Below are 20,598 nucleotides of genomic sequence, written 5' to 3'. Positions count from 1 at the left end.
GGGGTGCCGCCCCCACCTGGCGGGGGGTCAGGATTCCTTGGTCCAGATGAGCTTGCGGCCGGTTTCGGCGGGGGCGGTGGGGGTGTAGTCCACCGTGCGGTCGAGGTGGTAGCCGAGGCGGCGGGGGATGGCGGCGCTGAGGTGGTTGGCCTCGTCGCAGCGGATCTCGACGCGGGTGATGCCCGGGAGGGTGAGGGCGGCCTCGGTGAGGGCGGCGGCGGCGTTGGTGGCGATGCGGCGGCCGGTGTGGGCGGCGGAGACCCAGTAGCCGATCTCCAGGGCGCCGGGGCCGATCCGGCCGTGCAGGCCGAAGGCGCCGACCACGCTGCCCGGGTCCTCGTCGAGGCCGGCCAGGTACATGAAGTCGGTGCCGTCCTCCCAGGCGGTGATGCCGGCCAGGGCGAGCTCGCGGGTGTGCTCGGGGGTGGGGGCGGAGACCGCCCACTCCATCCAGGGGCTCAGGTGGTCGAGGTTGGCCACGGTGGCCTCGTTGAGACGGTCCGAGTCCGCGAGGGTGCGGCGGCGCAGGTGGACGCCGTCGGGGAGGGCGATCAGCTCCGGCGGGCGGCCGGTGGTGAGGGGGGCTGGTGAGGGGGCGGCTTCGGGGGTGGTCTCGCTCATGCGCGGATTATGCCTTCCCTTTACCGCCCCCGACCAGGGGGTTTCTCGCTCAACGGACTCCCGTGCCGGTATTCCGGACGGACTGTCAGAGTCGGACCAGGACCTCGTCGAGTGGCTTGCGGTGGAGGTCGGGCACCCGCGCGCCCTCGGCCGGGTAGCCGACCGGGATGACGTACGCGGCGCGTTCCTCCTGGGGGCGGTCGCAGACCTCGTTGAGGAACTTCATCGGGCTCGGGGTGTGGGTCAGGGTGGCGAGTCCGGCCTGGTGGAGGGAGGCGAGCAGGAAGCCGACCGCGATGCCGACCGACTCCTTGGTGTAGTAGGGCCGGGGCGAGTCCGGGCCCTTGTGGACCTCGAAGACCACGATCACGGCCGGGGCGTCCTCGAGGAAGGGCTTGTGCCAGTCGGTGCCGATCGGGGCCAGCGCGGCGAGCCACTCCTCGGAGGCGCGGTGGTCGTAGAACTCGCGCTCCTCGGCCTCGGCGGCCTCGCGCAGGCGGCGCTTGCGCTCGGGGTCGGTGATCACGACGAAGCGCCAGGGCTGGACGTGCGCGCCGCTGGGCGCGGTGGAGGCGGTCCGGATCGCCCAGTCGATCACCTCCTCGGGGATCGGCCGGGTCGAGTAGTCGCGGACGGTGCGGCGCTGGTCCATCACCTCGTGGAAGGCCTGGGTGCGGGCGGCCGCCTCGTGGGCGGGCACGGTCATGGGGTGGAGCGGCACGGTGGGGTGGGTGGCCGCTTCGGTGCTGTCAACCATGGCGCACAGCACAGCACATGACGGGGTGTCGGGGGAAGGTCTGGACCACAGTGGTTCCGGAGCGGTTCAGTCGGTGCGGCCGGCGCCCTGGGCTGGGCGGGCCCGGACGTGCATCCGCTCGCCCTGGGAGCCGAACAGGCTGAGGAACTCCACCGGCTGGTCGCCCGCGTTGGCGAAGGCGTGCGGGGTGCGGGTGTCGAACTCGGCGGCCTCGCCGGCCTTCAGGACGAGGTCGTGCTCGCCGAGGTGCAGCCGGAGGCGGCCGGAGAGCACGTAGAGCCACTCGTAGCCCTCGTGGGTGCCCTGTTCGACCGGGGTCCCCGCGGGCGAGGGCGTGCGGTCGGGCGGGATGACCATCTTGTAGGCGTGCATCCCGCCGAGGTTCCTGGTCAGTGGGATGAAGGTGCGGCCGTGCCGGGTGAACGGGCGGGCGTGGATCCGCGGGTCGCCGGTGGCGGGGGCGCCGACCAGCTCGTCCAGCGGCACCCCGTACGCCTGGGCCAGCGGGAGCAGCAGCTCCAGGGTGGGCTTGCGCTGGCCGGACTCCAGCCGGGAGAGGGTGCTCACCGAGATGCCGGTGGTCTCGCAGAGCTGGCTCAGGGTGAGGTCGCGGGCCTGGCGCAGCGCCCGCAGGCGGGGGCCGACGGCGGTCAGCACGGGTTCGAAGTCCATCCGTCCATTTGCTGCTTCGGCAAGGTTCTTTGTCAATCGGACGGGGCCGGGTGCAGGCTCGGGGACGTGGAAGGGAGGCCGGAGATGGCACGGGAGACGAGGTCGGAGACGGGGCCGGGGACGGAACGGTACGACGTGGTGGTGGTCGGCGGCGGTGCGGCCGGCCTGAGCGGGGCGGTGACGCTGGCCCGGGCCCGGCGCTCGGTCCTGGTGATCGACGAGGGCCGCCCGAGGAACGCCCCGGCGGACGGGGTGCACGGCTACCTCGGCCGCGAGGGCACGCCGCCCGGCGAGCTGGTGGCGGCCGGCCGGGAGGAGCTGCGCGGCTACGGCGGCCTGGTCCGGCAGGGCACGGCGGTGGCGGCGGAGCGCCGGGCGGACGGCTTCGTGGTCCGGCTGGCGGACGGCGGGGAGGTGGCGGCGGCCCGGCTGCTGGTGACCACCGGCCTCGCCGACGGGCTGCCGGAGCTGCCCGGGCTGGCCGCGCAGTGGGGGCGGGGCGTGCTGCACTGCCCGTACTGCCACGGCTGGGAGGTCCGGGACGAGGAGATCGGGGTGCTCTCGACCGGTCCGTTCGCGGTGCACCAGGCGCTGATGTGGCGTCAGTGGAGCGAGCGGATCACCCTCTTCCGGCACACCGGGCCCGAGCTCGACGCGGAGCAGCGCGAGCAGCTGGCGGCGCGGGGCGTGGTGGTGGTCGAGGGAGAGGTGACCGAGGTGGTCAGCGGGGCGGACGGGCGGATGTCCGGGCTCCGCCTGACGGACGGGCGCGTGGTGCCGTGCCGCGCGATGACGGTCACCACCCGGCTGGCCGCCCGCGGTGGCGGGCTGCTGGAGTCGCTCGGCCTGGAGGCGGTGGAGCAGGAGCGGGACGGTCACGTCTTCGGCACCCACTTCGCGGCGGACCCGGTGGGCGCGAGCGCCGTGCCCGGGGTCTGGCTGGCGGGGAACGTGACGGGGCTGATGGACCAGGTGGTGGCCGCCGCGGCGGCCGGCGTACGGGCCGGGGCGGCGATCAACGCCGACCTGACGGCCGAGGAGACCAGCCGCGCGGTCGCGGCGTACCGAGCGGGACGAGAGGGAGAGCACGGCATGGGTGAGCACGGACACGGACACGGGCACCAGCACGGGCACGGGCACGCACACGGGCACGGCCACGGGCAGGGCGGCGGGGCGGTGGAGGAGTTCTGGGACGGCCGCTACGGCGAGAGCGAGCGGATCTGGAGCGGGAACCCGAACCCGACGCTGGTCCGGGAGGCGGCGGAGCTGACCCCCGGCCGGGCACTGGACCTGGGCTGCGGCGAGGGTGCGGACGCGCTCTGGCTGGCCGAGCGCGGGTGGACGGTGACGGCGACCGACGTCTCGAAGGTGGCGCTGGAGCGGGCCGCGGAGCACGCGGCGGCGGCCGGGCCGGAGGTCGCGGCGCGGATCGACTGGCAGCGGCACGACTTCGGGGTCTCGTTCCCGGAGGGCGAGTACGAGCTGGTCTCGGCGCACTTCCTGCACTCGCCGGTCGACGTGGAGCTGGACCGCGACGCGATCCTGCGGTCCGCGGCGGCCGCGGTGGCGGTCGGCGGCGTTCTGCTGGTCGTCGGGCACTACGAGCACCCGTCCTGGGCGCAGGACCGGCACCCGGGGATGGTCTTCCCGACCACGGACGAGGTGCTCGCGGCCCTTCGACTGCCGGACGGGGACTGGACGGTGGAGCGCAGCCAGCTGGAGCCCCGGGACTTCCCGGCCCCCGACGGCACCCCGGGCACCCGGACCGACAACCTGCTCAGGGTCCGCCGCAATCGGTAATGCCGGGGGCGCGGGGAACTGCGCGAATCGGAAGGCGGCCCACCTGCAACTGAACCACCGTCAGCCAGTTGCAGGTGCGCCGTTCCCCTGCGCGCCCACGCGGCGGAGCCGCACATCAACAGAGCCCCGCGCCCCTGCGGGGCGCAGCCCGGGCCTCAGAGTTCCACGACGCGGCCGTCGGCGACCTGGAGGCGGCGGTTGACGGTGACGGCGTCGAGCATGCGGCGGTCGTGGGTGACCAGCAGGAGCGTGCCCGTGTAGGAGGCGAGGGCCGACTCCAACTGCTCGATGGCGGGCAGGTCGAGGTGGTTGGTGGGCTCGTCCAGCACCAGGAGGTTGACGCCGCGGCCCTGGAGGAGGGCCAGGGCCGCGCGGGTGCGTTCGCCGGGGGAGAGGGTGTCGGCGGGGCGCAGGACGTGGGCCGCCTTGAGGCCGAACTTGGCCAGCAGGGTGCGGACCTCCTCGGGGTTGGCGTCCGGGACCGCCGCCTGGAAGGCGTCGAGCAGCGGCTCGCCGCCGAAGAACAGCCCGCGCGCCTGGTCCACCTCGCCGACCAGGACGCCGGATCCCAACACCGCGCTGCCGTCGGTGAGTTCGAGCCGACCGAGCAGGGCCGCCAGCAGGGTGGACTTGCCCGCGCCGTTGGCGCCGGTGATGGCGACCCGGTCCGCCCAGTCGATCTGGAGGTCGACCGGGCCGAAGGCGAAGTCGCCGCGCACGGCCTTGGCGCCGCGCAGGGTGGCCACCACCGAGCCGGAGCGCGGGGCGGAGGCGATCTCCATCCGCAGCTCCCACTCCTTGCGGGGCTCCTCGACCACCTCCAGGCGGTCGATCATCCGCTGCGTCTGGCGGGCCTTGGCGGCCTGCTTCTCGGTGGACTCGGTGCGCATCGCGCGCCCGATCTTGTCGTTGTCGCTCGACTTGCGACGGGCGTTGCGGACGCCGTTCTCCATCCAGCCGCGCTGCATCCGGGCCCGGGCCTCCAGCCCGGCCCTGGTGTCGGAGTACTCCTCGTACTCCTCGCGGGCGTGCCGACGGGCCACCGCCCGCTCCTCCAGGTAGGACTCGTAGCCGCCGCCGAAGTGGTTGACCTGCTGCTGGGCGAGGTCCAGCTCCAGCACCCGGGTGACGGTGCGGGTGAGGAACTCGCGGTCGTGGCTGATCAGCACGGTGCCGGCGCGCAGGCCCTTGACGAAGGTCTCCAGCCGCTCCAGGCCGTCCAGGTCCAGGTCGTTGGTGGGCTCGTCGAGCAGGAAGACGTCGTAGCGGGAGAGCAGCAGCGAGGCCAGCCCGGCCCGGGCGGCCTGGCCGCCGGAGAGGGCGGTCATCGGCAGGTCGAGGCTGATCTTGAGGCCGAGCGAGTCGGCCACCTCCTCGGCCCGCTCCTCCAGGTCGGCGCCGCCGAGGTCCAGCCAGCGGTCCAGGCTGGTGGCGTAGTCGTCGTCGGCGCCGGGGCGGCCCTCGACCAGGCCCTCGGTGGCCTCGTCCAGCGCGGCCTGGGCGGCGGCCACACCGGTGCGGCGGGCCAGGAACCCGCGGACCGACTCGCCCTCGCGGCGCTCCGGCTCCTGCGGCAGGTGGCCGACGTTGGCGGTGGGCGGGCTCAGCTTGAGCGAGCCGCCCTCCGGGGCGGTCAGCCCGGCCAGCAGCTTGAGCAGGGTCGACTTGCCCGCACCGTTGACCCCGACCAGCCCGATCACGTCGCCGGGGGCGACGACCAGGTCCAGGCCGGAGAAGAGGATGCGGTCGCCGTGGCCGGCGCTCAGGTCCTTGACTACGAGAGTGGCACTCATGATGCGGCCGATTTTACGGGCCCTGCGGGCACCTTCCGAATAATCCGTTGCGGGCCCCGCCGGGCGGCTCCTACGGTGGTCCCCGGCTCGCAAGCAATCCCAAGACTGGAGAAGGCCGTTGCACTACTGAGGTCCTGAGACACCGTTCCCGCCGTGATGACGTCACCTCCGGCGGTGCGCGTGCGCGACCTCAGCGGAGTGCCCTGCCCTCGCTGCCGTGTGCCCGTATCGGTGTCTCCCGTGTGCCCATCCACCACGGCGACCATCCGGGAGGCCAACCATGGCGCAACCCACCACCGTTTCCATCCGCTGCACCGACCTCTCCTTCGAGTGGCCCGACGGCCGCAGCGTGCTGCACGACTTCCAGCTCGTGGTCGGCCCTGGCCGCACCGGGCTGATCGGCCTCAACGGGGCCGGCAAGTCCACCCTGCTGAAGCTGCTCGCGGGCGAGCTCGCCCCGACCTCCGGAAGTGTCCGCATCGGCGGCGAACTCGGCTACCTGCCACAGGACTTGACCCTGGACACCACCCAGAGGGTGGACCAGGTCCTGGGCATCCGGGAGGCCCGCGAGGCGCTGCACGCGATCGAGGCGGGCTCCGTCGAGGAGCGCCACTTCACCACCGTCGGCGACGACTGGGACGTCGAGGAGCGCGCGCTGGCGACCCTCGCCGGGCTCGGCCTCGGCCGGCTCGACCTGGACCGCACCGTCGAGGGGCTCTCCGGCGGCGAGGCGGTGCTGCTGAACCTGGCCGCGCTGCTGCTGCGCCGCCCGGACGTGCTGCTGCTCGACGAACCCACCAACAACCTGGACCGGCGCGCCCGTTCACTGCTGTACCAGGCGGTGGAGCGCTGGCACGGGGTGCTGGTGGTGGTCAGCCACGACCGGGAGCTGCTCCAGCACGTCGACCAGATCGCCGACCTGCGGGACGGCTCCGTCACCTGGTACGGCGGCAACTTCGCCGACTACGAGCGGACGGTGGCCGCCCAGCAGGAGACCGCCGAGCGGCTGGTGCGGGTGGCCGAGGCCGATGTGCAGCGGCAGAAGCGGGACCTGGTCGAGGCCCGGACCAAGCTGGACCGCAGCGCCAGCTACGGGCGGAAGAAGAGCTTCGAGCGGAACGACCCGAAGATCATCCGAGGGGCGCTCAAGCGCAAGGCCGAGGTGACCGCGGGCAAGGTCACCGGCCTGCACGAGGAGCGGCTGGCGGAGGCCAAGGAGCGGCTGACGGTGGCCGAGGAGGCCGTCCGGGACGACGCCGAGATCCGGATCGACCTGCCCCGCACGGCCGTCCCGGCCGGGCGGACGGTGCTCAGCCTGGACCGGGTGCGCCTGGTCCGGGGGCCGGCCGTGCCGGTCTCGCTGGAGCTGCGCGGGCCCGAGCGGATCGCGCTGCTCGGCCCCAACGGGGCCGGCAAGTCCACCCTGCTGCGCACGATCGCGGGGGAGGTCCCGTTCGTGGAGGGCCTGCTGGACACGCCGGTGCCGGTCCGTCACCTGCCGCAGCGGCTCGACCTGCTGGACGACGCGCTCTCGGTGGTCGGCAACGTCAAGGCCTTCGCCCCCGGGGCGGGGGACAACGCGGTCCGGGCCCGGCTGGCCAGGTTCCGGTTCCGCGGCGCCCGGGCGGAGCAGCCGGCCGGGACGCTGTCGGGCGGCGAGCGCTTCCGGGCCACCCTGGCCGCGCTGCTGCTGGCCGACCCGCCGCCGCAGCTGCTGCTGCTCGACGAGCCGACCAACAACCTCGACCTGGCGAGCGTGCGTCAGCTCACCCAGGCGCTCTCGGGGTACCAGGGGGCGCTCGTGGTCGCCAGTCACGACGTGCCGTTCCTGCGCGGGATCGGCGTCACCCGCTGGCTGGAGCTGGACGAACGGGGGCTGCGCGCGGTCGACCCGGCCTGACGGGCGGCCGCCCGGCGAGGAAGGGGTACCGGAGGCCTGTCGGCCGCCGGTACCCCTTCGGTACCATCGGGGCCATGCCTGCGCTCAACATCGAGTACACGGAGCACGAACTCGCCGCCATCCGCGAGGCGGCGGCGGCCGACGGAAAGAGCGTGAAGGCCTACGTGCACGACCTGAGCGTGCGGGAGCAGCAGCGCCGGATCTTCGTGAACCGCGCGGTGGCGTTCTGGAACGAGCACGTCGAGGAGTTCGACGCGGCCTTCCCCGAGGACGCGCCGGAGACCGGCAGTGCGGAGACCGGCAGTTCGGTGGCGGGGAGCCCGGTGGCGTGAGGACCGTGCTGCTCGTGGACATCCGGTGGCTGCTCGACGTCCAGGAGCAGGCCTACCCCGAGGACCTGACGGTGAGTGACTACTCGGCGCTCCAGGCCGCGGTGGCCCGCCACCGGGTCAACACCGCCCAGCTCGGCCACGACCCCGACCCGGCCTGGCGGGCGGCCGCGCTGATGCACACCATCGTGCAGCTGCGCCCGCTGCCGGTGCGCAACAACCTCTACGCCTGCATGACCACCGCGGCCTACATGCACGCCGCCGAGGAGGGCATCGACCCGCCCTACGGCGCCCTGGTCGAACTGGCCCGCGACGTCGCCGAATCCCGTGCCGACATCTTCGCCGCCGCCGACCGGATCAGGTCCTGGCGGATCTGACCCGGCCCGCACCCGGGGGCCGGCCGTGACACCGCGTCAGCTGCCGCCGCCACCGGTGGAGCCGCCGTGCCCGAGCGCGCCGAAGGGGATCCCGGCATGGTGGTCCTCCGGCGGAAGCGGCTTCCGCCGGAGCCGCCGGACGAACAGGTCCACCGGGACGGCGGGAGCCAGGACCTCCTGCAACTCCCGGTGCAGGGCAGCGGTGTCCGTGCCCCAGGGCAGGTGTACGGGTGCGATCCGGCCGTGCTCCAGCAGGACGGTCAGGATCCTCGTGACGGTCCCGGGGGACGGGTCCCCGTCGTACGGTTCGACGATCGTGTGGTCGATCCGGACGTGCCGCAGGCCGGTGAGCGGCTGCGGCCGGGCCCTGCGGACGGCGCGGACGCCGCGGACCACGGTGAAGGCGGTCGGAGCGGGGGCGGGGGAGAGCCGGAGCCGGTGCACCTCCAGGAAGAGGACCGTGTGCAGGTACAGCGCCGTCATGACGACGACCGCCAGCCCGCCGGCGATCCCGGTGGTGACCAGCACCGGCCCCCACCCCGTACCCGCGAACAGCATCACCGCGGAGACCGGGAACGCGAGGAGTGCGCCGAGCCCGAACAGCAGCGGCACGGCGCACGCCGCCCGGAGGGATCCCCGGGCGGCGTGCCGGAGCGACCCGTCGCCCTCCCCGAGCACCAGGTCGATCACCTCGGGGTCCGAACGGTCGATGCTTCCCGTCTTCATGACACGACGTTAGAGCGGTGCCGTGCGGCGGGGAAGGGAGCTCGGGGGGCGCGCGTCCGGCGGAGCCGGCGTGGTTCGGGCCCACGGGTTCAGGTCGGCGGGGTTCAGGCCGGCAGGACCGTGACGTCGTCGCACCAGCCGTAGCCGGTGCCGCTGCGGGCGTAGCAGTAGATCCGGGCGCTGGTGGCGGACGGACCGGTGGTGAAGGTGGTGGTGCCCTGGGTGTACGTGGTGCCGGTGAAGGCGGCGCGCGTGGTGGAGCCGGCGGTGTCGTACTGCTTGACGCCGAGGGAGAGTTCGGTGCCCGCGGCGGAGACCTTGCCCCAGCCGGAGAGGCGGTAGGTGGTGTTCGGGGCGAGGGTGACGACCTGCTCGGCGGCGGCCTGGGCCGGTCCGACCTTGGCGGCGCGTGCGCCCGAGTGGGCGTTGGCGGTGTCCAGGGTGACGCCGCCGTAGGAGGTCCAGGGTGAGAGGGTGGCGTCCTCGAAGCCGGGGTTGCGGACGGCGTTCACCGGCGTGGGCGGGGTGCAGGCGGCGTCGTCGAAGGCGGAGAGCTGGGCGAAGCCCCGGTCCGGGCGGCAGACGGCGGGGACGGCGCTGCCGAAGTAGTCCCGCCCGCCGTTGCCGACGATCGGCGAACCGGTGCGCAGAGCAGGGGAGTTGGCGGACAGCCGGTAGTCCTCGGGGGCGGCGCCGCCGGGGTTGGCGAAGAGCGGGTCGGCGGTGGACTTCTCCGGGTCGGCGGGCTCGTTGGCCGGGTGGTTGCCGTGCAGGGTGTTGGCCTGCCAGGTGTAGTCGGCGGCGGTGTAGTTGGTGAAGCCGCCGGTGCCGAGGTTCTGGAAGACGTTGTTGGTCAGCCGGGTGACGGTGGAGCCCGAGCCGTCCTGGATGATCGTGGCGGTGGAACCGGCGGGCAGGTAGGCGGTGTTCTGGTACATGCGGGCGTTCTTCTCGCCCACCGCGTACAGCCAGCGGCTGCGGTCGTCCACGCTCAGGTTGTGGCGGACCACGGTGCCGGTGGAGCTGGAGCCCGCACCGCAGGCACCGCAGAACAGCATGAAGCCGCCCTCGTTGTGGTGGCTGTAGTTATACTGGAAGAGGGCGTCGTTGTTGCCGTAGTCGGAGTCGAAGGCCATCCCGTCGTTGTTGTCGGCGAGGCGGCGGACGTGGTGCACCTCGTTGAACTGGATGGTGGTGGCGTCGGAGTTGATGGTCCAGATGCCGGCGTTGGATCCCATCGGGCGCATGGCGATGTCGTAGGCGGTGTTGTGCTCGACCAGCGCGTGGTCGGCGGCGCGGACCACGATGCCGTCGCCGCCGGTGTCGCTGATGGTGTTGCCGCGGAACACCATCCGGGTGTTGGCGCGCCAGTTGACGGTGGTGCCGCAGCCGTCGCCGGTGCCGTAGGAGGGGCGGCACATCCAGGTCGAACGGTTGGTCAGGCCCTCGCGGTCGACCCGGGAGATCCGGGAGTTCTGCACCAGGACGTCGTCGAAGGTGGTGGGGGTGGCCAGGCCCGAGACCCGGAACTGGATGCCGTTGGACCACTTGGTGGCGTCGCCGTTGACGTCGTGGACGTAGAGGTCGTCGGCGAGGTAGTGGGTGCCGACGCCGTCGGGGAGGTCGGCGATCTCCACCAGCAGGCCGTTGCGTTCGCGCTTGGTGGCGGCGGGGTCGGGGAAGGTGATCTCCAGCTCGCGCAGCTCCCACTGCTCGACGTTGTAGAGGTGGACGGCGGCCTTCTCGGTGGAGGCCGGGTCGCCCTGGACCACGGGACGGGAGGTGGAGGTGCCGTAGCCGGACAGGGTGACGGGGGAGCCGGCGGTGCCGGAGCCCTGGGGCTTGAGGGTGCCCAGGCAGGTCGCGCCGCGCCTGAGCAGGAGCTGGTCACCGGGCCCGAAGAGGTGGGCGTTGGCGGCGGCCAGGTTGTTCCAGGGGCTGGCGGCCGTGCCGGTACCGTTGGTGGGCGCGGAGCAGTCGAGGTAGTGGGCTCCCGCGGCGGCCTCGGCCGCCGGAGCGGCGGGGAGGACGGCGGCGGTGACCGCGAGGAGGGTGAGGGCTGTGCGAGGCAGGAGCATGAGTGGGGTGGACTCCTTGAGCGGTGAACGGATCACTGCAGACCGTTAGATCAAACGGCGATCGAATGATACAAAGTGATCAGACGATCGCGACAGACCCGTGCACCCGCAGACCGCAGATCTGGAGAAGGAAGCCCATGACCATCTCGGCCGACGAACGGCGGACCCGCATCACCGAGGCCGTCCGCGAGCTCGGCACGGTCCGGGTGGCGGACCTGGCGACCCGTCTCGGCATCCCGGCCGTGACCGTCCGCCGCGACGTCGCCGCCCTCGCCGAGAGCGGTCGCCTCAACCGCTCGCACGGCTCCGTCTCGCTCGCCGCCGCCGACCCGGCCGCGCCGGTCCCCACGGGTGAGCGGGTGATCGGCATGTTGGTGCCCACCGTCGGCTCCTACTTCGACGAGGTGATCGCCGGCGCCCGGACCGCCGCGGCGGGGGCCGGTGCCCGCCTGGTGCTCGGCATCGCCCCCTACGAGGCCCGCGACGACCAGGAGCAGGCCGCCCGCCTGCTCGACTCCGGCGTGGACGGCCTGCTGCTCACCCCCAACTGGCAGCCCGGCGGCCGTGCGGAGGACTCCGCCTGGCTCGGCGAGCTGCCCGTCCCCGCCGTCCTGGTGGAGCGCCGCGCGGCCCCCGAGAGCCCCGGCGCCGAACTCGACTCGGTGGTCTCCGACCACCGCCACGGCGCGCTGCTGGCACTGCGTCACCTCGCCGCCCTCGGGCACACCTCGGTACTGCTGGCCGCACGCGAGGACACCTGGACCGCCCACCAGGTCCGCACCGGCTACGCCGCGGGAGCCGAGCTGCTCGGCCTCGCCGCTCATCCGGTGATCGACCTGCACCGCCCCGGCGGCGGCCCCGCCGACCCGGCCCTGGTCGCCGAGAAGATCGCCGCGGCCGCCCGCAAGGGCACCCGCGCGGTCCTGGTCCACAACGACCAGGACGCCATCCAACTCCCGCCCGTTCTCCGCTCGCTGGGCCTGGACGTGCCCGCCGACATCGCGCTGATCTCCTACGACGACGTCTTCGCCGCCCTGGCCGCGCCGCCGCTCACCGCCGTCGCCCCGCCCAAGCGGGCGGTCGGTGCCACCGCCCTGTCGCTGCTGCTGCGACGGCTGGGCGGGGAGCACGAACTCCCCGCCCACCACATCGAGTTGCTGCCGAGCCTGAAGGTCCGCACCTCCTGCGGCGGCGCGGCCTGAGCCCGCTCGCGCCGGTCAGCAGTACTTGAACGAGCTGATCTTGTCGTTGATCCAGCCCGGCAGGTACGGCCACTCCTCGTGCGGGCCGACCTTGAACTGCAGGCCGCCGTACCAGTTGTGCTCGTAGAAGCAGATGCTGCTCCCGGTCTTGTTGACGAGCGAGGAGGCGACGTCCTGCATGCCCTTGTCGCCGGCCGGGCCGCGGCCCAGCTTGCCCATGTCGCCGACGTTCTGGTTCGAGCCGTAGGAGCCGTACTTGGACTCCAGGGCGAAGTTGTGGTGGATGAAGTTGGCCTCGGGCCAGAGGCAGACGTAGCCGTCGGGGCAGGAGCCGGAGCCGTGGCTGATGTCGTAGACACTGGCGGCGTTGGCCGAGGTGGAGAGGGCGAGGGTCAGTCCGGCGGCGATGGCGGCGGACAGTCCGAACTTGGCGAGCTTGGTCTTGGTGAACACGGTGGGCCTCTTCTCGGGATCGGTGGGTCTACGGGGGTCAGCAGTACTTGAAGGAGCTGATCCTGTCGTTGATCCATCCCGGCACCGAGGCCCACTTCTCGTGCGGGCCGACCCGGAACTCCAGGCCGCCGTAGTTGTTGTGCTCGTAGAAGCAGATGGCGCTCCCGGTGTTGTTCACCACCGAGGAGGCCTCGTCCTGCATCCCCTTCCAGCGCCAGAGCTTGCTCTCGAAGACGATCTTCCCCATGTCGGCCGTGTTCTCGTCCGAGCCGACCGCGCCGTAGTCGGTGCCGCCCTTGGGGTTGCCCCGGACGAAGTTGTTGTCGCTCCACAGGCAGACCCAGTTGGCCGGGCAGCTGCCCGAGCCGCTGCTGACGTCCTTGAGCACGGAGGCGTTGGCCGGTACGGCCGTGGCGAGCAGGGCCCCGGTCAGGGCGGCGGTTCCCAGGGCGAGACGTACGGCGGTGGTGCGAAGCTTCACGGTGAACTCCTCTGCGGTGACTGTTCGGTGCTGCCCCGGGTTCCGTTCTCCCGGGTGCAGCACCACAGTGCCGCCGCGGCCGTACCGGCGGCCTCAGTCATCTGACTGCCCGTCAGGGTACGGAGGATCGGCTCACCGGCCGCCGCGAGGGCCCGGCCTCAGCCACGCTTGCGAACGTTGCGGGCCATCCGGATCCAGGTGTGCCGGCGGCCGCGGATCGCCACCGAGTAGTCGTACATGAACTCGGGGTCCATCGCGCCGGACACGAAGGCGTCCCCGAAGTGGTGCGCGTCGACCCCGATCTCCTTGGCGTTCAGGGCGAGTTGGGGTACCAGATTGCGGTGCGAGCCCTCCTGGCTGGTGCCGATGGTGCCCATCGCGATCGCCCCGGCCGCGTGGATGCGCCGCACGGCCTCGGCGGCGATCTCCCGGGTGACGCCCGGGACGGTACCGGGCAGCGGGACCAGGACGCCGTCCGCCCCGGCCTCGGCCACCGCCGCCATGCCCGCCGCGTCCAGCGGCTCGGAGCGCCCGGCCAGGTGCATCTTCCCGGACCAGATCGCGGCGTCCTCGCCGAGCGCGGACCTCAACTGCTCGCTGGTGCGGGCGATGTCGGCCAGGCCGGCCCCGGTCGCCGGGTTGGCGGTGACGCAGAGCATCGCGGCTCCCTGGTCGATCAGGCGGCGGGCGTTCTCCACGGTGGCCTTGCGGCCCTCGGGCACCGTGCCCGGCTCCAGGTTGACGCCGATCGGCCGCCCGACGAAGTCCGAGAGCTCGGCCAGCGTGGCGAACTCGCCGAGCACCGGCAGCCGCCAGCGCTCGCCGTCGAAGACCGTCTCCACCAGGTTGAGGACGACGAGGTCGGCGCCGAAGGCCGCCGCGATCTCGATGTTGGAGACCCCGCCGGTCTCGTGCGCGCCGGCCAGCATCGCGGTGTTCGGCCAGACCTCGCCGACCATGGTGCGGCCCTCGCTCTCCGCGACGGCGGCGGTCAGGGCGCGGCCGCGCAGGGCGGTGAGCTGGGCGCCGTCGAGGTCGAGGATGCGGGTCATGGGAGGTCCTTCCGTTCGAGGAGCACGGGGCGCGGGCCCCGGCGTGGTGTCTCCCCCCTCCGGACACCTTCAGGTATACCAGAGCGATACCAGATGAAAGCCGGACCAAAGTCCCGTGCCGCCGTGCCGGACGCCCCCGACCGAGAGGACCGCAGGTGCCCGCCGACCCCGTCCTGGAGCCCGTCGCCGCCGACGCCGGCCAGCCGCCGTACGTCCTCGCCCAGCAGGCGATCCAACACGCCGTCGCCACCGGCGCGTTCGGCCCCGGCCGGCGGCTGCCCTCCGAGCGCCACCTCTGCGAGCAGCTCGGCATCAGCCGCTCCACCCTGCGCCGCACCCTCAAGGCACTGGAGGAGCAGGGCCTGGTGGAGTCCTCCGAACGGCGAGGCTGGCGGGTGCGGCAGATCGGCCACAGCCACGCCCCGGAGACCTCCGGCCTGCTCGGCTTCGCCGACTTCAACCGCTCGCTGGGCCGGGTGGTCACCGCCCGGGTGCTCGGCACCCGGACCAGACCGGCCGGCTCCGAGGAGGCCGAACGGCTCCGGGTGCCGACCGGCGCGGCGCTGTTCGAGCTGCGGCGACTACGCCTCCTGGACGGGCTGCCGATCTGCGTCTCGCACGACCTGGTCCCGCTCGCGGTGGCCCCCGAGCTGCCCGCCGCCGACTTCACCACCGCCTCGGTCTTCGCCCAGCTCACCGCCGCCGGCCACGCCCCGGTCTCGGCCCGCTACACCGCCCGGGCCGCCCTGGCCGACGCCGGCCAGCGCCAGCTGCTCGAACTGCGCGGCCCCTCCGCCGTCTTGACCACCGAACGGCTCTCGTTCGACGAGGGCGGCAGCCCGTGCGCCGACAGCCACGAGACCTACCGCGCGGACCGCTACGAGCTGCGGCTGACCCTCGGGCCCGGTGGGTTCTGAACGGGGCCACCGGAGGTCAGGGCTTGAGACGGCTCAGGGTGAGCCCGCCGCTGGCCCGCTTGAAGAGGTACTCGGCCCGCTCGTAGGAGAGCCGGGCCCGGCCGGTGTCCGGGCAGAGGTCGGCGGTGGGCAGCCGGGCCGGGCCCGGGCGGCGGTCGGTCAGGAACAGCGGGCCCCGGGTGCGGCCGGCCAGCAGCTCGGGGAGCAGCCGGGCGGTGCCGGAGCGCCAGCCGATGCCGTTGCGGGCGCGGCGGTCCTCCAGGTCCAGGTCCTCGACGTTCAGGGCCAGCACGGCCTTCACCCCGGCGCCGGACTCGCTGAGCAGCCGCCACAGCACGTGCTCGCGGACGGTCGGCCCGGGCAGCGCGCAGAGCGCGTCCAACCGGGTCGGACCGACCGCCTCGGCGGCCCGGCGCCCCGGCTCGGGGCGGCGTTCCAACGCCGCCGCCAACTCCTGGGCCAGGCCCGGCAGTCCGGCCCAGAGGGCGAAGGAGCGTACGGCCGCGCGGTGCCGGTTCCAGGTGCGCCCGGCAGCGCTGCCCCAGGCCGCGGCGAACACCCCGGCCACCTGATCGGCCGTCAGCCCGTCCAGCGGCCGGCCCTCCCCGAGCGCCAGGCAGAGCCGCCGCACGGTCTGCCCGTAGGAGCGGACGGTCGAGGCGTCCAGCTCCGGGCGGGCCAGGAAGGCGCGGGTGGCCGGGCCGAGGGCCGGGCCCGCCGCAGGGTCGGTGCCGGGGTCGGCGCCGGGCTCCGTGAGGGCGTCGGCGCGGGCCAGCAGGAAGGCGCGTTCGGCGGCGTTGCGGGTGAGTTCGGCCGCCCGGCGGAACTCCAGCCGGGCCTCGGCCGGCCGGTGCAGCCGGGCCAGCAGGTCACCCCGGACGCTCGGCAGCAGGTGGTAGTCGCGCAGCGCGGGCTCGGCGGTCAGTTCGTCGGCCAGGTCGAGCCCGGCCTGCGGGCCACGGGCCATGCCGACCGCCACCGCCCGGTTCAGCCGGACCACCGGCGTGGGCAGCAGCCGGGCCAGCGCCCCGTACAGGGCGGCGATCTGCGTCCAGTCGGTGGCCTCGGCGGTCGGTGCCTGGGCGTGGCAGACCGCGATGGCGGCCTGGAGCACGTACGGGCCGGGCGCGCTGCCGCCGACTTCGCGGGCGCGGAGCATCGCGGTGAAGCCGCGGCGGATCAGCAACTGGTCCCAGCGGCCCCGGTTCTGCTCGTGCAGCAGCACCGGTTCGCCGGACGGGCCGGTGCGGGCGGCCGAGCGCGAGGCCTGGATCTCCATCAGCGCCACCAGGCCGTGCACCTCGGCCTCGCGCGGGGCCAGCACCGCCAGCAACCGGCCCAGCCGGAGCGCCTCCTGACAGAGGCCGGGGCGCATCAGGTCGTCGCCGGAGGTGGCCGAGTAGCCCTCGTTGAAGATCAGGTAGACCACCTCCAGGACGGAGGCCAGCCGCCCCGCGAGCTCCTCGCCCTCCGGCAGCTCGAAGGAGACCCGCTGCTCGGCCAGGGTCCGCTTGGCCGCGGCGATCCGCCGGGTGATCTCGGGGGTGGTGGAGAGGAAGGCGCGGGCGATCTCGGCGGGGGTGAGGCCGCCGAGCAGACGGAGCGTCAGGGCGGCCCGCTGGGCGGCGGGCAGCACGGGGTGGCAGGAGACCAGCATCAGCCGGAGCATGTCCTCCGGGTCGTCGCCGCTCTCGTCGTCCCCGCCTCCGCCTCCGCCCTCGCCCGGAGTCGGGTCCTGGTGCCGTGCCTGGAGCTGCTCCTGCGTCAGCTCGTGGGCCAGCCGGCCCTGATGGCGCTCGTGCAGCTGGGAGCGGCGGATGTGGTCCACCGCGCGGCGTCGGGCGATGGTGGTCAGCCAGGCACCCGGGTTGTCCGGCACACCGGTGCGCGGCCACTGCTCCAGCGCCGCGACCAGGGCGTCCTGGGCCAGCTCCTCGGCCAGCCCGACGTCGCGGACCGTCCGGACCAGACCGGCGATGATCTTCGCCGACTCCAGCTTCCAGACCGCGTCGATCGTCCGGCGGGTATCCAGCACGCTCCTCATCCCACCACACCGGCCCCGGCACGCGGGACGCGCACCGGGGCCGGGGCTGTGGCCGTCGACGGTGGGGGGATCAGCCGGTGAACACCTGCTGGAGGCGGCTCTGGCCGTCGCCGACGATCCGGCGGAAGCGGCGGGCCAGCTCGACCGCCTCCTCCGGCGAGCGGACCTCGACCAGGGCGAAGCCGGCCACCGCCTCCTTGGCCTCGGCGAACGGGCCGTCGGTCACCGTGATCTCCTCGCCCTCGGAGGAGACCAGGATCGACTCGGCGGCCAGCCCGCCGGTGGCCAGCAGGACACCGGAGGCGGTCAGCTCCTCGATGAAGGCGCCCATCTCGGCGAAGAGCTTCTCGTCGGGGACGGCGCTGTGGGCGTTGGTGGTCATCAGGTAACGCATGGGGTGCTCCTCGGGGTGGGTCGGTTTCTGCTTCCACCGGTACGTCGAACGAGGTGATGTGACAGGGAACGGTCGCTGTTCCCCGTCACATCGACCCGGACGACGTACCGGCGAGGAACCGCTCACCGCCCCGGAAGGAAGCACCCGCCATGACCGTCTTCACCGCCTCGTCCACCGCTGCCGCCGCCGTCCGTCCCCGCTCCCGCACCCGTGCGCTGCTCGCCCTCGGGGCGGCGGCCGTGCCGGTCTGGACGGTGGTGGCGACGGCCCAGGTCCTCACCCGGGAGGGCTTCTCGCTCCTCCGGCACCCGCTCAGCATCCTCAGCAACGGCCCGCTCGGCTGGGTGCAGATCACCAACTTCCTGGTGGTCGGCCTGCTGATGACCGCCGGAGCGGCCGGGCTGCGCCGGGCGATGCGGGGGCAGGCCGGCTCCACCTGGGTGCCCCGGCTGGTCCGCCTCGGCGGGCTCGGCATGACGGCGGCCGGCGTCTTCGTGATGGACCCGGCCGACGGCTTCCCGGTCGGCACCCCGGCCGGAGCGCCCACCGCCCTCAGCTGGCACGGCTACGCCCACATGGCCGCCGGCTCGGTCACCTTCCTCTCCTTCATCGCGGCCTGCTACCTCCTGGGCCGCCACTACCGTCTGGCCGGCGACCGCACCTCCGCCGTCCTCTCCCGGACCGCCGGCACCGCCCTGCTGCTCGGCAACGGCTGGGCGATGAGCGGCGGCCCGGCCGGCTCGCTGACCCTGGCCGTCGGCGTGATCACCGCGATGGCGTGGATCTCCCTGGTCTCCGCCCGCCTGTGCCGGACCGCCGCCTGAGCCGGACCGCCGCCTGACCGCCCGTCAGTACCCGCGGCCCGGCCCTGCGAAAACGCGGGTGCCCGGGCCGGTGGCGTTCGGCGATACTCCGGGCATGGCCCTGCACCAGCAGCTCGCACGCGTGAGCACCGAGTACCTCGACGCCTGCCGCCGTGCGGCCGCGGCCTCGGCCGACGGCGATCCCGGATGGGGCCCGCCGTCCGAGGACGAGATCGATCTCGACTGGGCCGCCTGGGGGTTGGGCAACTACCTGCGGTGGGCCGAGGGCGATCCGGAGCTGATCCGCACCCTGGAGCGCAGCCTGGACGGTGACGATCCGTCGGCGGTCCGGTACCTCGACCACCTGGAGTTCTACGACCGCATGGGCGGGCCGCCCGCGCTGCTCCCGCCATCGGCGGTGGCCGAACTCTCGGCCCGGCTCGACGCCGTGGACACCGCAGCGCTGTTCGCGCGCTTCCCGGAGGACCGCGAACTGGCGGCCTCGGTGACCAAGTTGGGCCTCGGTGGCACCGACACCCTGGAGTGGATCGCCCGGCACTTCGCGATGCTCCGGGAGTTCTACCGGGGGGCTGCCGCCCGGGGGCTGGCCGTGGTGGTCTGGGTGGACTGACCCGCTGCGGGGTCAGTCCGTGCCGGTGGCGGCGAGGACCGTGACGCGGTGGCCGGCGGAGTGCAGAGCGGCCAGCGAGAGGTCCCAGCGGACGGCGTTGAACCAGGGGGAACGCGTCCCGGGGAAGAACCAGTGGGCGCGGTCGACCAGTTCGGCGATGACCGTGGCGACGTCGTTGTCCGGGTACTCCCCGGTGCGGACGGTGTCGAGAAGGGTGTGCAGGTCGGTGGCCATCGCTTCGGTGCTCTCTCCGGTCGGGGCGGGAGCGGCCGAGTGTAGTCAGGGGGCGCACGGCCCGCCCCTGGTCTGTGCGCTGATGCGCCGTCACCCGTGCGGGTGTCATGGTGGGCGAAACTGGCAGACCGTGACACGGCCGGCCGCAGAATCGGCCGGATGGATGACGCCCCCGACTGCCCACCGTCTCCGCCCCCGCCGCCCTGCCCCCCACCGGCCGGACCGCCGTGGCACTGGCCGCACCACTGGCTGTGGTCCTGCCACGCGCCTTCGCCGACGCCTTCGCCGACGCCCGGTCCGAGCACGAAGCCCACGCCAGGCCCCACGCCCACACCCGTGCCCACGCCTTCGGTGACGGTCCTTCCGCCGTCCGCGAGTGCCGCGCCGACGCCGACACCGACGCCGGTCACGGCACCCGGCCGGACCGAGGTCGCGGCGCCCCGCCCGTCCGCCGTCCGCCCGGTCCCGACTCCGTTGCGATCGGCGCGGGAGTCCCCGTCCTCGTCCGCGCCGCCGCCCCCGACAACGCCGCCGTCCGTCCCGTCGCCGTCCGCGACCCAGGCCGTCGTGCTGGCGGCGCCCCCCGCCCCGCCGGTGGTGCCGCCGTCCGCAGGGGAGTTGGACCCGATGGTGTGGTCCACCGTGCTGCTGCTGGTGGTCCTGCTGCCGTCCGCCGTGGCGGCCCTTCTGCAACCCGTCCTGCGCAACCACCGGAGCCGCTCGTGAACCTGCTGTCCCTGCTCGGGGCCCTCGCCGCCGTCACCGTCGCCATGACCGGTCTGGCCGTCGGCCACCGCTTCCGTCCGGTACGGGTCGAGGGCGAGCCGGAGCCGGAGCCGCACGCCGTGCTGCTCACCATCGGCTCCGGCATCCTCTCCGGCTTCGTGCTGCTCACCGGCTTCCTGGTGGCCACCGGCTGGGCCGCCCGCACCACCCACGTGCTGCCGCCGCTCGGGCTGTACGCGGCCGACGTCTGCGCGGGCGTCGCCGTCCTGCTCTACCCGGCGCTCGCGGGGCTGCCGGTGACGTCCCGTCACGTCACCGCCGTCGCCTTCTTCAGTGCCCTGGTCGGTTACACCCTCACCGCGGCCTTCCAACTGCGGCCGTGAACGCGACCGCGGGCTGATGCTGCCGGGTGTCCAGTTCGGACGGCTCTCCGCGGCGCGGTGGGCTCGGCGGCTCCCGGGCGGGCCGGTCCGGAGGCCGGGTCGCGGTCTGCCGCGTGGACTGCCCCGCCGGACACGGGCGACTGCCCGGTGCGGTCGCCGCGGCGCCTCCCCGCTGCCTCCGGGGCCGTTTCGCGGGTGCGTGGTGCTTCCCCGCGTCCGGCCCCT

At 73.8% G+C, this 20,598-nt stretch carries 22 protein-coding genes; 10 read left to right on the top strand and 12 right to left on the bottom strand.

Annotation, left to right across the window (positions count from 1 at the left end):
* Positions 1-27: 27 nt before the first annotated feature.
* From ACWCYY_RS22925 to ACWCYY_RS22915, 3 genes are all read right to left on the bottom strand, one after another.
* Positions 28-621 carry a GNAT family N-acetyltransferase gene (locus tag ACWCYY_RS22925; protein WP_345286778.1) on the bottom strand — a complete coding sequence of 198 codons (594 nt, stop codon included), beginning with the start codon at positions 619-621 and terminating at the stop codon, positions 28-30.
* Positions 622-706: 85 nt separating this feature from the next.
* Positions 707-1,378 (bottom strand): nitroreductase family protein, encoded by a 672-nt coding sequence (locus tag ACWCYY_RS22920; protein WP_345286780.1) that lies wholly within the window; start codon positions 1,376-1,378, stop codon positions 707-709.
* A gap of 66 nt (positions 1,379-1,444) precedes the next feature.
* A complete protein-coding gene (locus ACWCYY_RS22915; RefSeq protein WP_449797065.1) occupies positions 1,445-2,050 on the bottom strand; it encodes a helix-turn-helix domain-containing protein in 606 nt (201 codons plus the stop codon).
* Between the two features lie 84 nt (positions 2,051-2,134).
* Between ACWCYY_RS22915 and ACWCYY_RS22910 the strand changes: the two genes are divergently transcribed.
* A complete protein-coding gene (locus ACWCYY_RS22910; RefSeq protein WP_449797064.1) occupies positions 2,135-3,850 on the top strand; it encodes an FAD-dependent oxidoreductase in 1,716 nt (571 codons plus the stop codon).
* A 155-nt stretch (positions 3,851-4,005) separates the two neighbouring features.
* Here the strand turns inward: ACWCYY_RS22910 and ACWCYY_RS22905 are convergent, their stop codons facing one another.
* Positions 4,006-5,643: an ABC-F family ATP-binding cassette domain-containing protein gene (locus ACWCYY_RS22905; protein ID WP_345286786.1), complete on the bottom strand. Its 1,638-nt coding sequence runs from the start codon at positions 5,641-5,643 to the stop codon at positions 4,006-4,008.
* Between the two features lie 280 nt (positions 5,644-5,923).
* Here ACWCYY_RS22905 and ACWCYY_RS22900 point away from each other — a divergent pair, with 280 nt between their 5' ends.
* From ACWCYY_RS22900 to ACWCYY_RS22890, 3 genes are all read left to right on the top strand, one after another.
* A complete protein-coding gene (locus ACWCYY_RS22900) occupies positions 5,924-7,543 on the top strand; it encodes an ABC-F family ATP-binding cassette domain-containing protein (RefSeq protein ID WP_449797063.1) in 1,620 nt (539 codons plus the stop codon).
* Between the two features lie 74 nt (positions 7,544-7,617).
* A complete protein-coding gene (locus ACWCYY_RS22895) occupies positions 7,618-7,875 on the top strand; it encodes a hypothetical protein (protein WP_345286790.1) in 258 nt (85 codons plus the stop codon).
* Complete coding sequence (locus tag ACWCYY_RS22890) at positions 7,872-8,249, top strand: toxin Doc (RefSeq protein ID WP_345286792.1); 378 nt, start codon at positions 7,872-7,874, stop codon at positions 8,247-8,249. The genes ACWCYY_RS22895 and ACWCYY_RS22890 overlap by 4 nt, the downstream gene beginning before the upstream one ends.
* Positions 8,250-8,285: 36 nt before the next feature.
* On the opposite strand, the gene ACWCYY_RS22885 is transcribed toward ACWCYY_RS22890, so the two are convergent.
* Together ACWCYY_RS22885 and ACWCYY_RS22880 are read right to left on the bottom strand one after the other, a co-directional pair.
* Entirely contained in the window at positions 8,286-8,975 is a 690-nt protein-coding gene (locus ACWCYY_RS22885) for a hypothetical protein (RefSeq protein ID WP_449797062.1), read from the bottom strand.
* 104 nt (positions 8,976-9,079) lie between these two features.
* A complete protein-coding gene (locus ACWCYY_RS22880) occupies positions 9,080-11,053 on the bottom strand; it encodes a carbohydrate binding domain-containing protein (protein WP_449797061.1) in 1,974 nt (657 codons plus the stop codon).
* Positions 11,054-11,190: 137 nt separating this feature from the next.
* On the opposite strand from ACWCYY_RS22880, the gene ACWCYY_RS22875 reads away from it, so the two are divergent.
* Positions 11,191-12,255, top strand: a complete 1,065-nt coding sequence (locus ACWCYY_RS22875; protein WP_449797060.1) for a substrate-binding domain-containing protein — start codon at positions 11,191-11,193, stop codon at positions 12,253-12,255.
* A 15-nt stretch (positions 12,256-12,270) separates the two neighbouring features.
* On the opposite strand, the gene ACWCYY_RS22870 is transcribed toward ACWCYY_RS22875, so the two are convergent.
* The 3 genes from ACWCYY_RS22870 to ACWCYY_RS22860 all read right to left on the bottom strand — a co-directional run bounded on the left by ACWCYY_RS22870 (position 12,271) and on the right by ACWCYY_RS22860 (position 14,241).
* A complete protein-coding gene (locus ACWCYY_RS22870) occupies positions 12,271-12,708 on the bottom strand; it encodes a peptidase inhibitor family I36 protein (RefSeq protein ID WP_449797059.1) in 438 nt (145 codons plus the stop codon).
* A gap of 37 nt (positions 12,709-12,745) precedes the next feature.
* A complete protein-coding gene (locus ACWCYY_RS22865; RefSeq protein ID WP_345279461.1) occupies positions 12,746-13,189 on the bottom strand; it encodes a peptidase inhibitor family I36 protein in 444 nt (147 codons plus the stop codon).
* 158 nt (positions 13,190-13,347) lie between these two features.
* Positions 13,348-14,241, bottom strand: a complete 894-nt coding sequence (locus tag ACWCYY_RS22860; protein WP_345279463.1) for a DUF7916 family protein — start codon at positions 14,239-14,241, stop codon at positions 13,348-13,350.
* Between the two features lie 155 nt (positions 14,242-14,396).
* Between ACWCYY_RS22860 and ACWCYY_RS22855 the strand changes: the two genes are divergently transcribed.
* Complete coding sequence (locus ACWCYY_RS22855; RefSeq protein WP_449797058.1) at positions 14,397-15,158, top strand: GntR family transcriptional regulator; 762 nt, start codon at positions 14,397-14,399, stop codon at positions 15,156-15,158.
* A gap of 16 nt (positions 15,159-15,174) precedes the next feature.
* On the opposite strand, the gene ACWCYY_RS22850 is transcribed toward ACWCYY_RS22855, so the two are convergent.
* Positions 15,175-17,193, bottom strand: a complete 2,019-nt coding sequence (locus tag ACWCYY_RS22850) for a DUF6596 domain-containing protein (protein ID WP_449797057.1) — start codon at positions 17,191-17,193, stop codon at positions 15,175-15,177.
* A gap of 79 nt (positions 17,194-17,272) precedes the next feature.
* Positions 17,273-17,596 (bottom strand): YciI family protein, encoded by a 324-nt coding sequence (locus ACWCYY_RS22845; RefSeq protein WP_345279469.1) that lies wholly within the window; start codon positions 17,594-17,596, stop codon positions 17,273-17,275.
* 149 nt (positions 17,597-17,745) lie between these two features.
* Between ACWCYY_RS22845 and ACWCYY_RS22840 the strand changes: the two genes are divergently transcribed.
* A complete protein-coding gene (locus ACWCYY_RS22840) occupies positions 17,746-18,420 on the top strand; it encodes a DUF998 domain-containing protein (RefSeq protein WP_345279471.1) in 675 nt (224 codons plus the stop codon).
* A gap of 94 nt (positions 18,421-18,514) precedes the next feature.
* Positions 18,515-19,030: a DUF1877 family protein gene (locus ACWCYY_RS22835; protein WP_449797056.1), complete on the top strand. Its 516-nt coding sequence runs from the start codon at positions 18,515-18,517 to the stop codon at positions 19,028-19,030.
* A gap of 12 nt (positions 19,031-19,042) precedes the next feature.
* Here ACWCYY_RS22835 and ACWCYY_RS22830 read toward each other — a convergent pair whose 3' ends face one another.
* Entirely contained in the window at positions 19,043-19,264 is a 222-nt protein-coding gene (locus ACWCYY_RS22830; protein ID WP_449797055.1) for a DUF6183 family protein, read from the bottom strand.
* A gap of 567 nt (positions 19,265-19,831) precedes the next feature.
* Between ACWCYY_RS22830 and ACWCYY_RS22825 the strand changes: the two genes are divergently transcribed.
* Both ACWCYY_RS22825 and ACWCYY_RS22820 read left to right on the top strand, forming a co-directional pair.
* Positions 19,832-19,990, top strand: coding sequence for a hypothetical protein (locus ACWCYY_RS22825; RefSeq protein ID WP_345279475.1), 159 nt, complete (start codon positions 19,832-19,834; stop codon positions 19,988-19,990).
* Positions 19,987-20,373: a hypothetical protein gene (locus ACWCYY_RS22820; protein ID WP_345279477.1), complete on the top strand. Its 387-nt coding sequence runs from the start codon at positions 19,987-19,989 to the stop codon at positions 20,371-20,373. The genes ACWCYY_RS22825 and ACWCYY_RS22820 overlap by 4 nt, the downstream gene beginning before the upstream one ends.
* The last annotated feature ends 225 nt before the right edge of the window (positions 20,374-20,598 follow it).

The sequence above is a fragment of the Kitasatospora sp. NPDC001664 genome, assembly GCF_053596675.1.
This window is presented reverse-complemented; position numbering and strand designations above follow the sequence as displayed.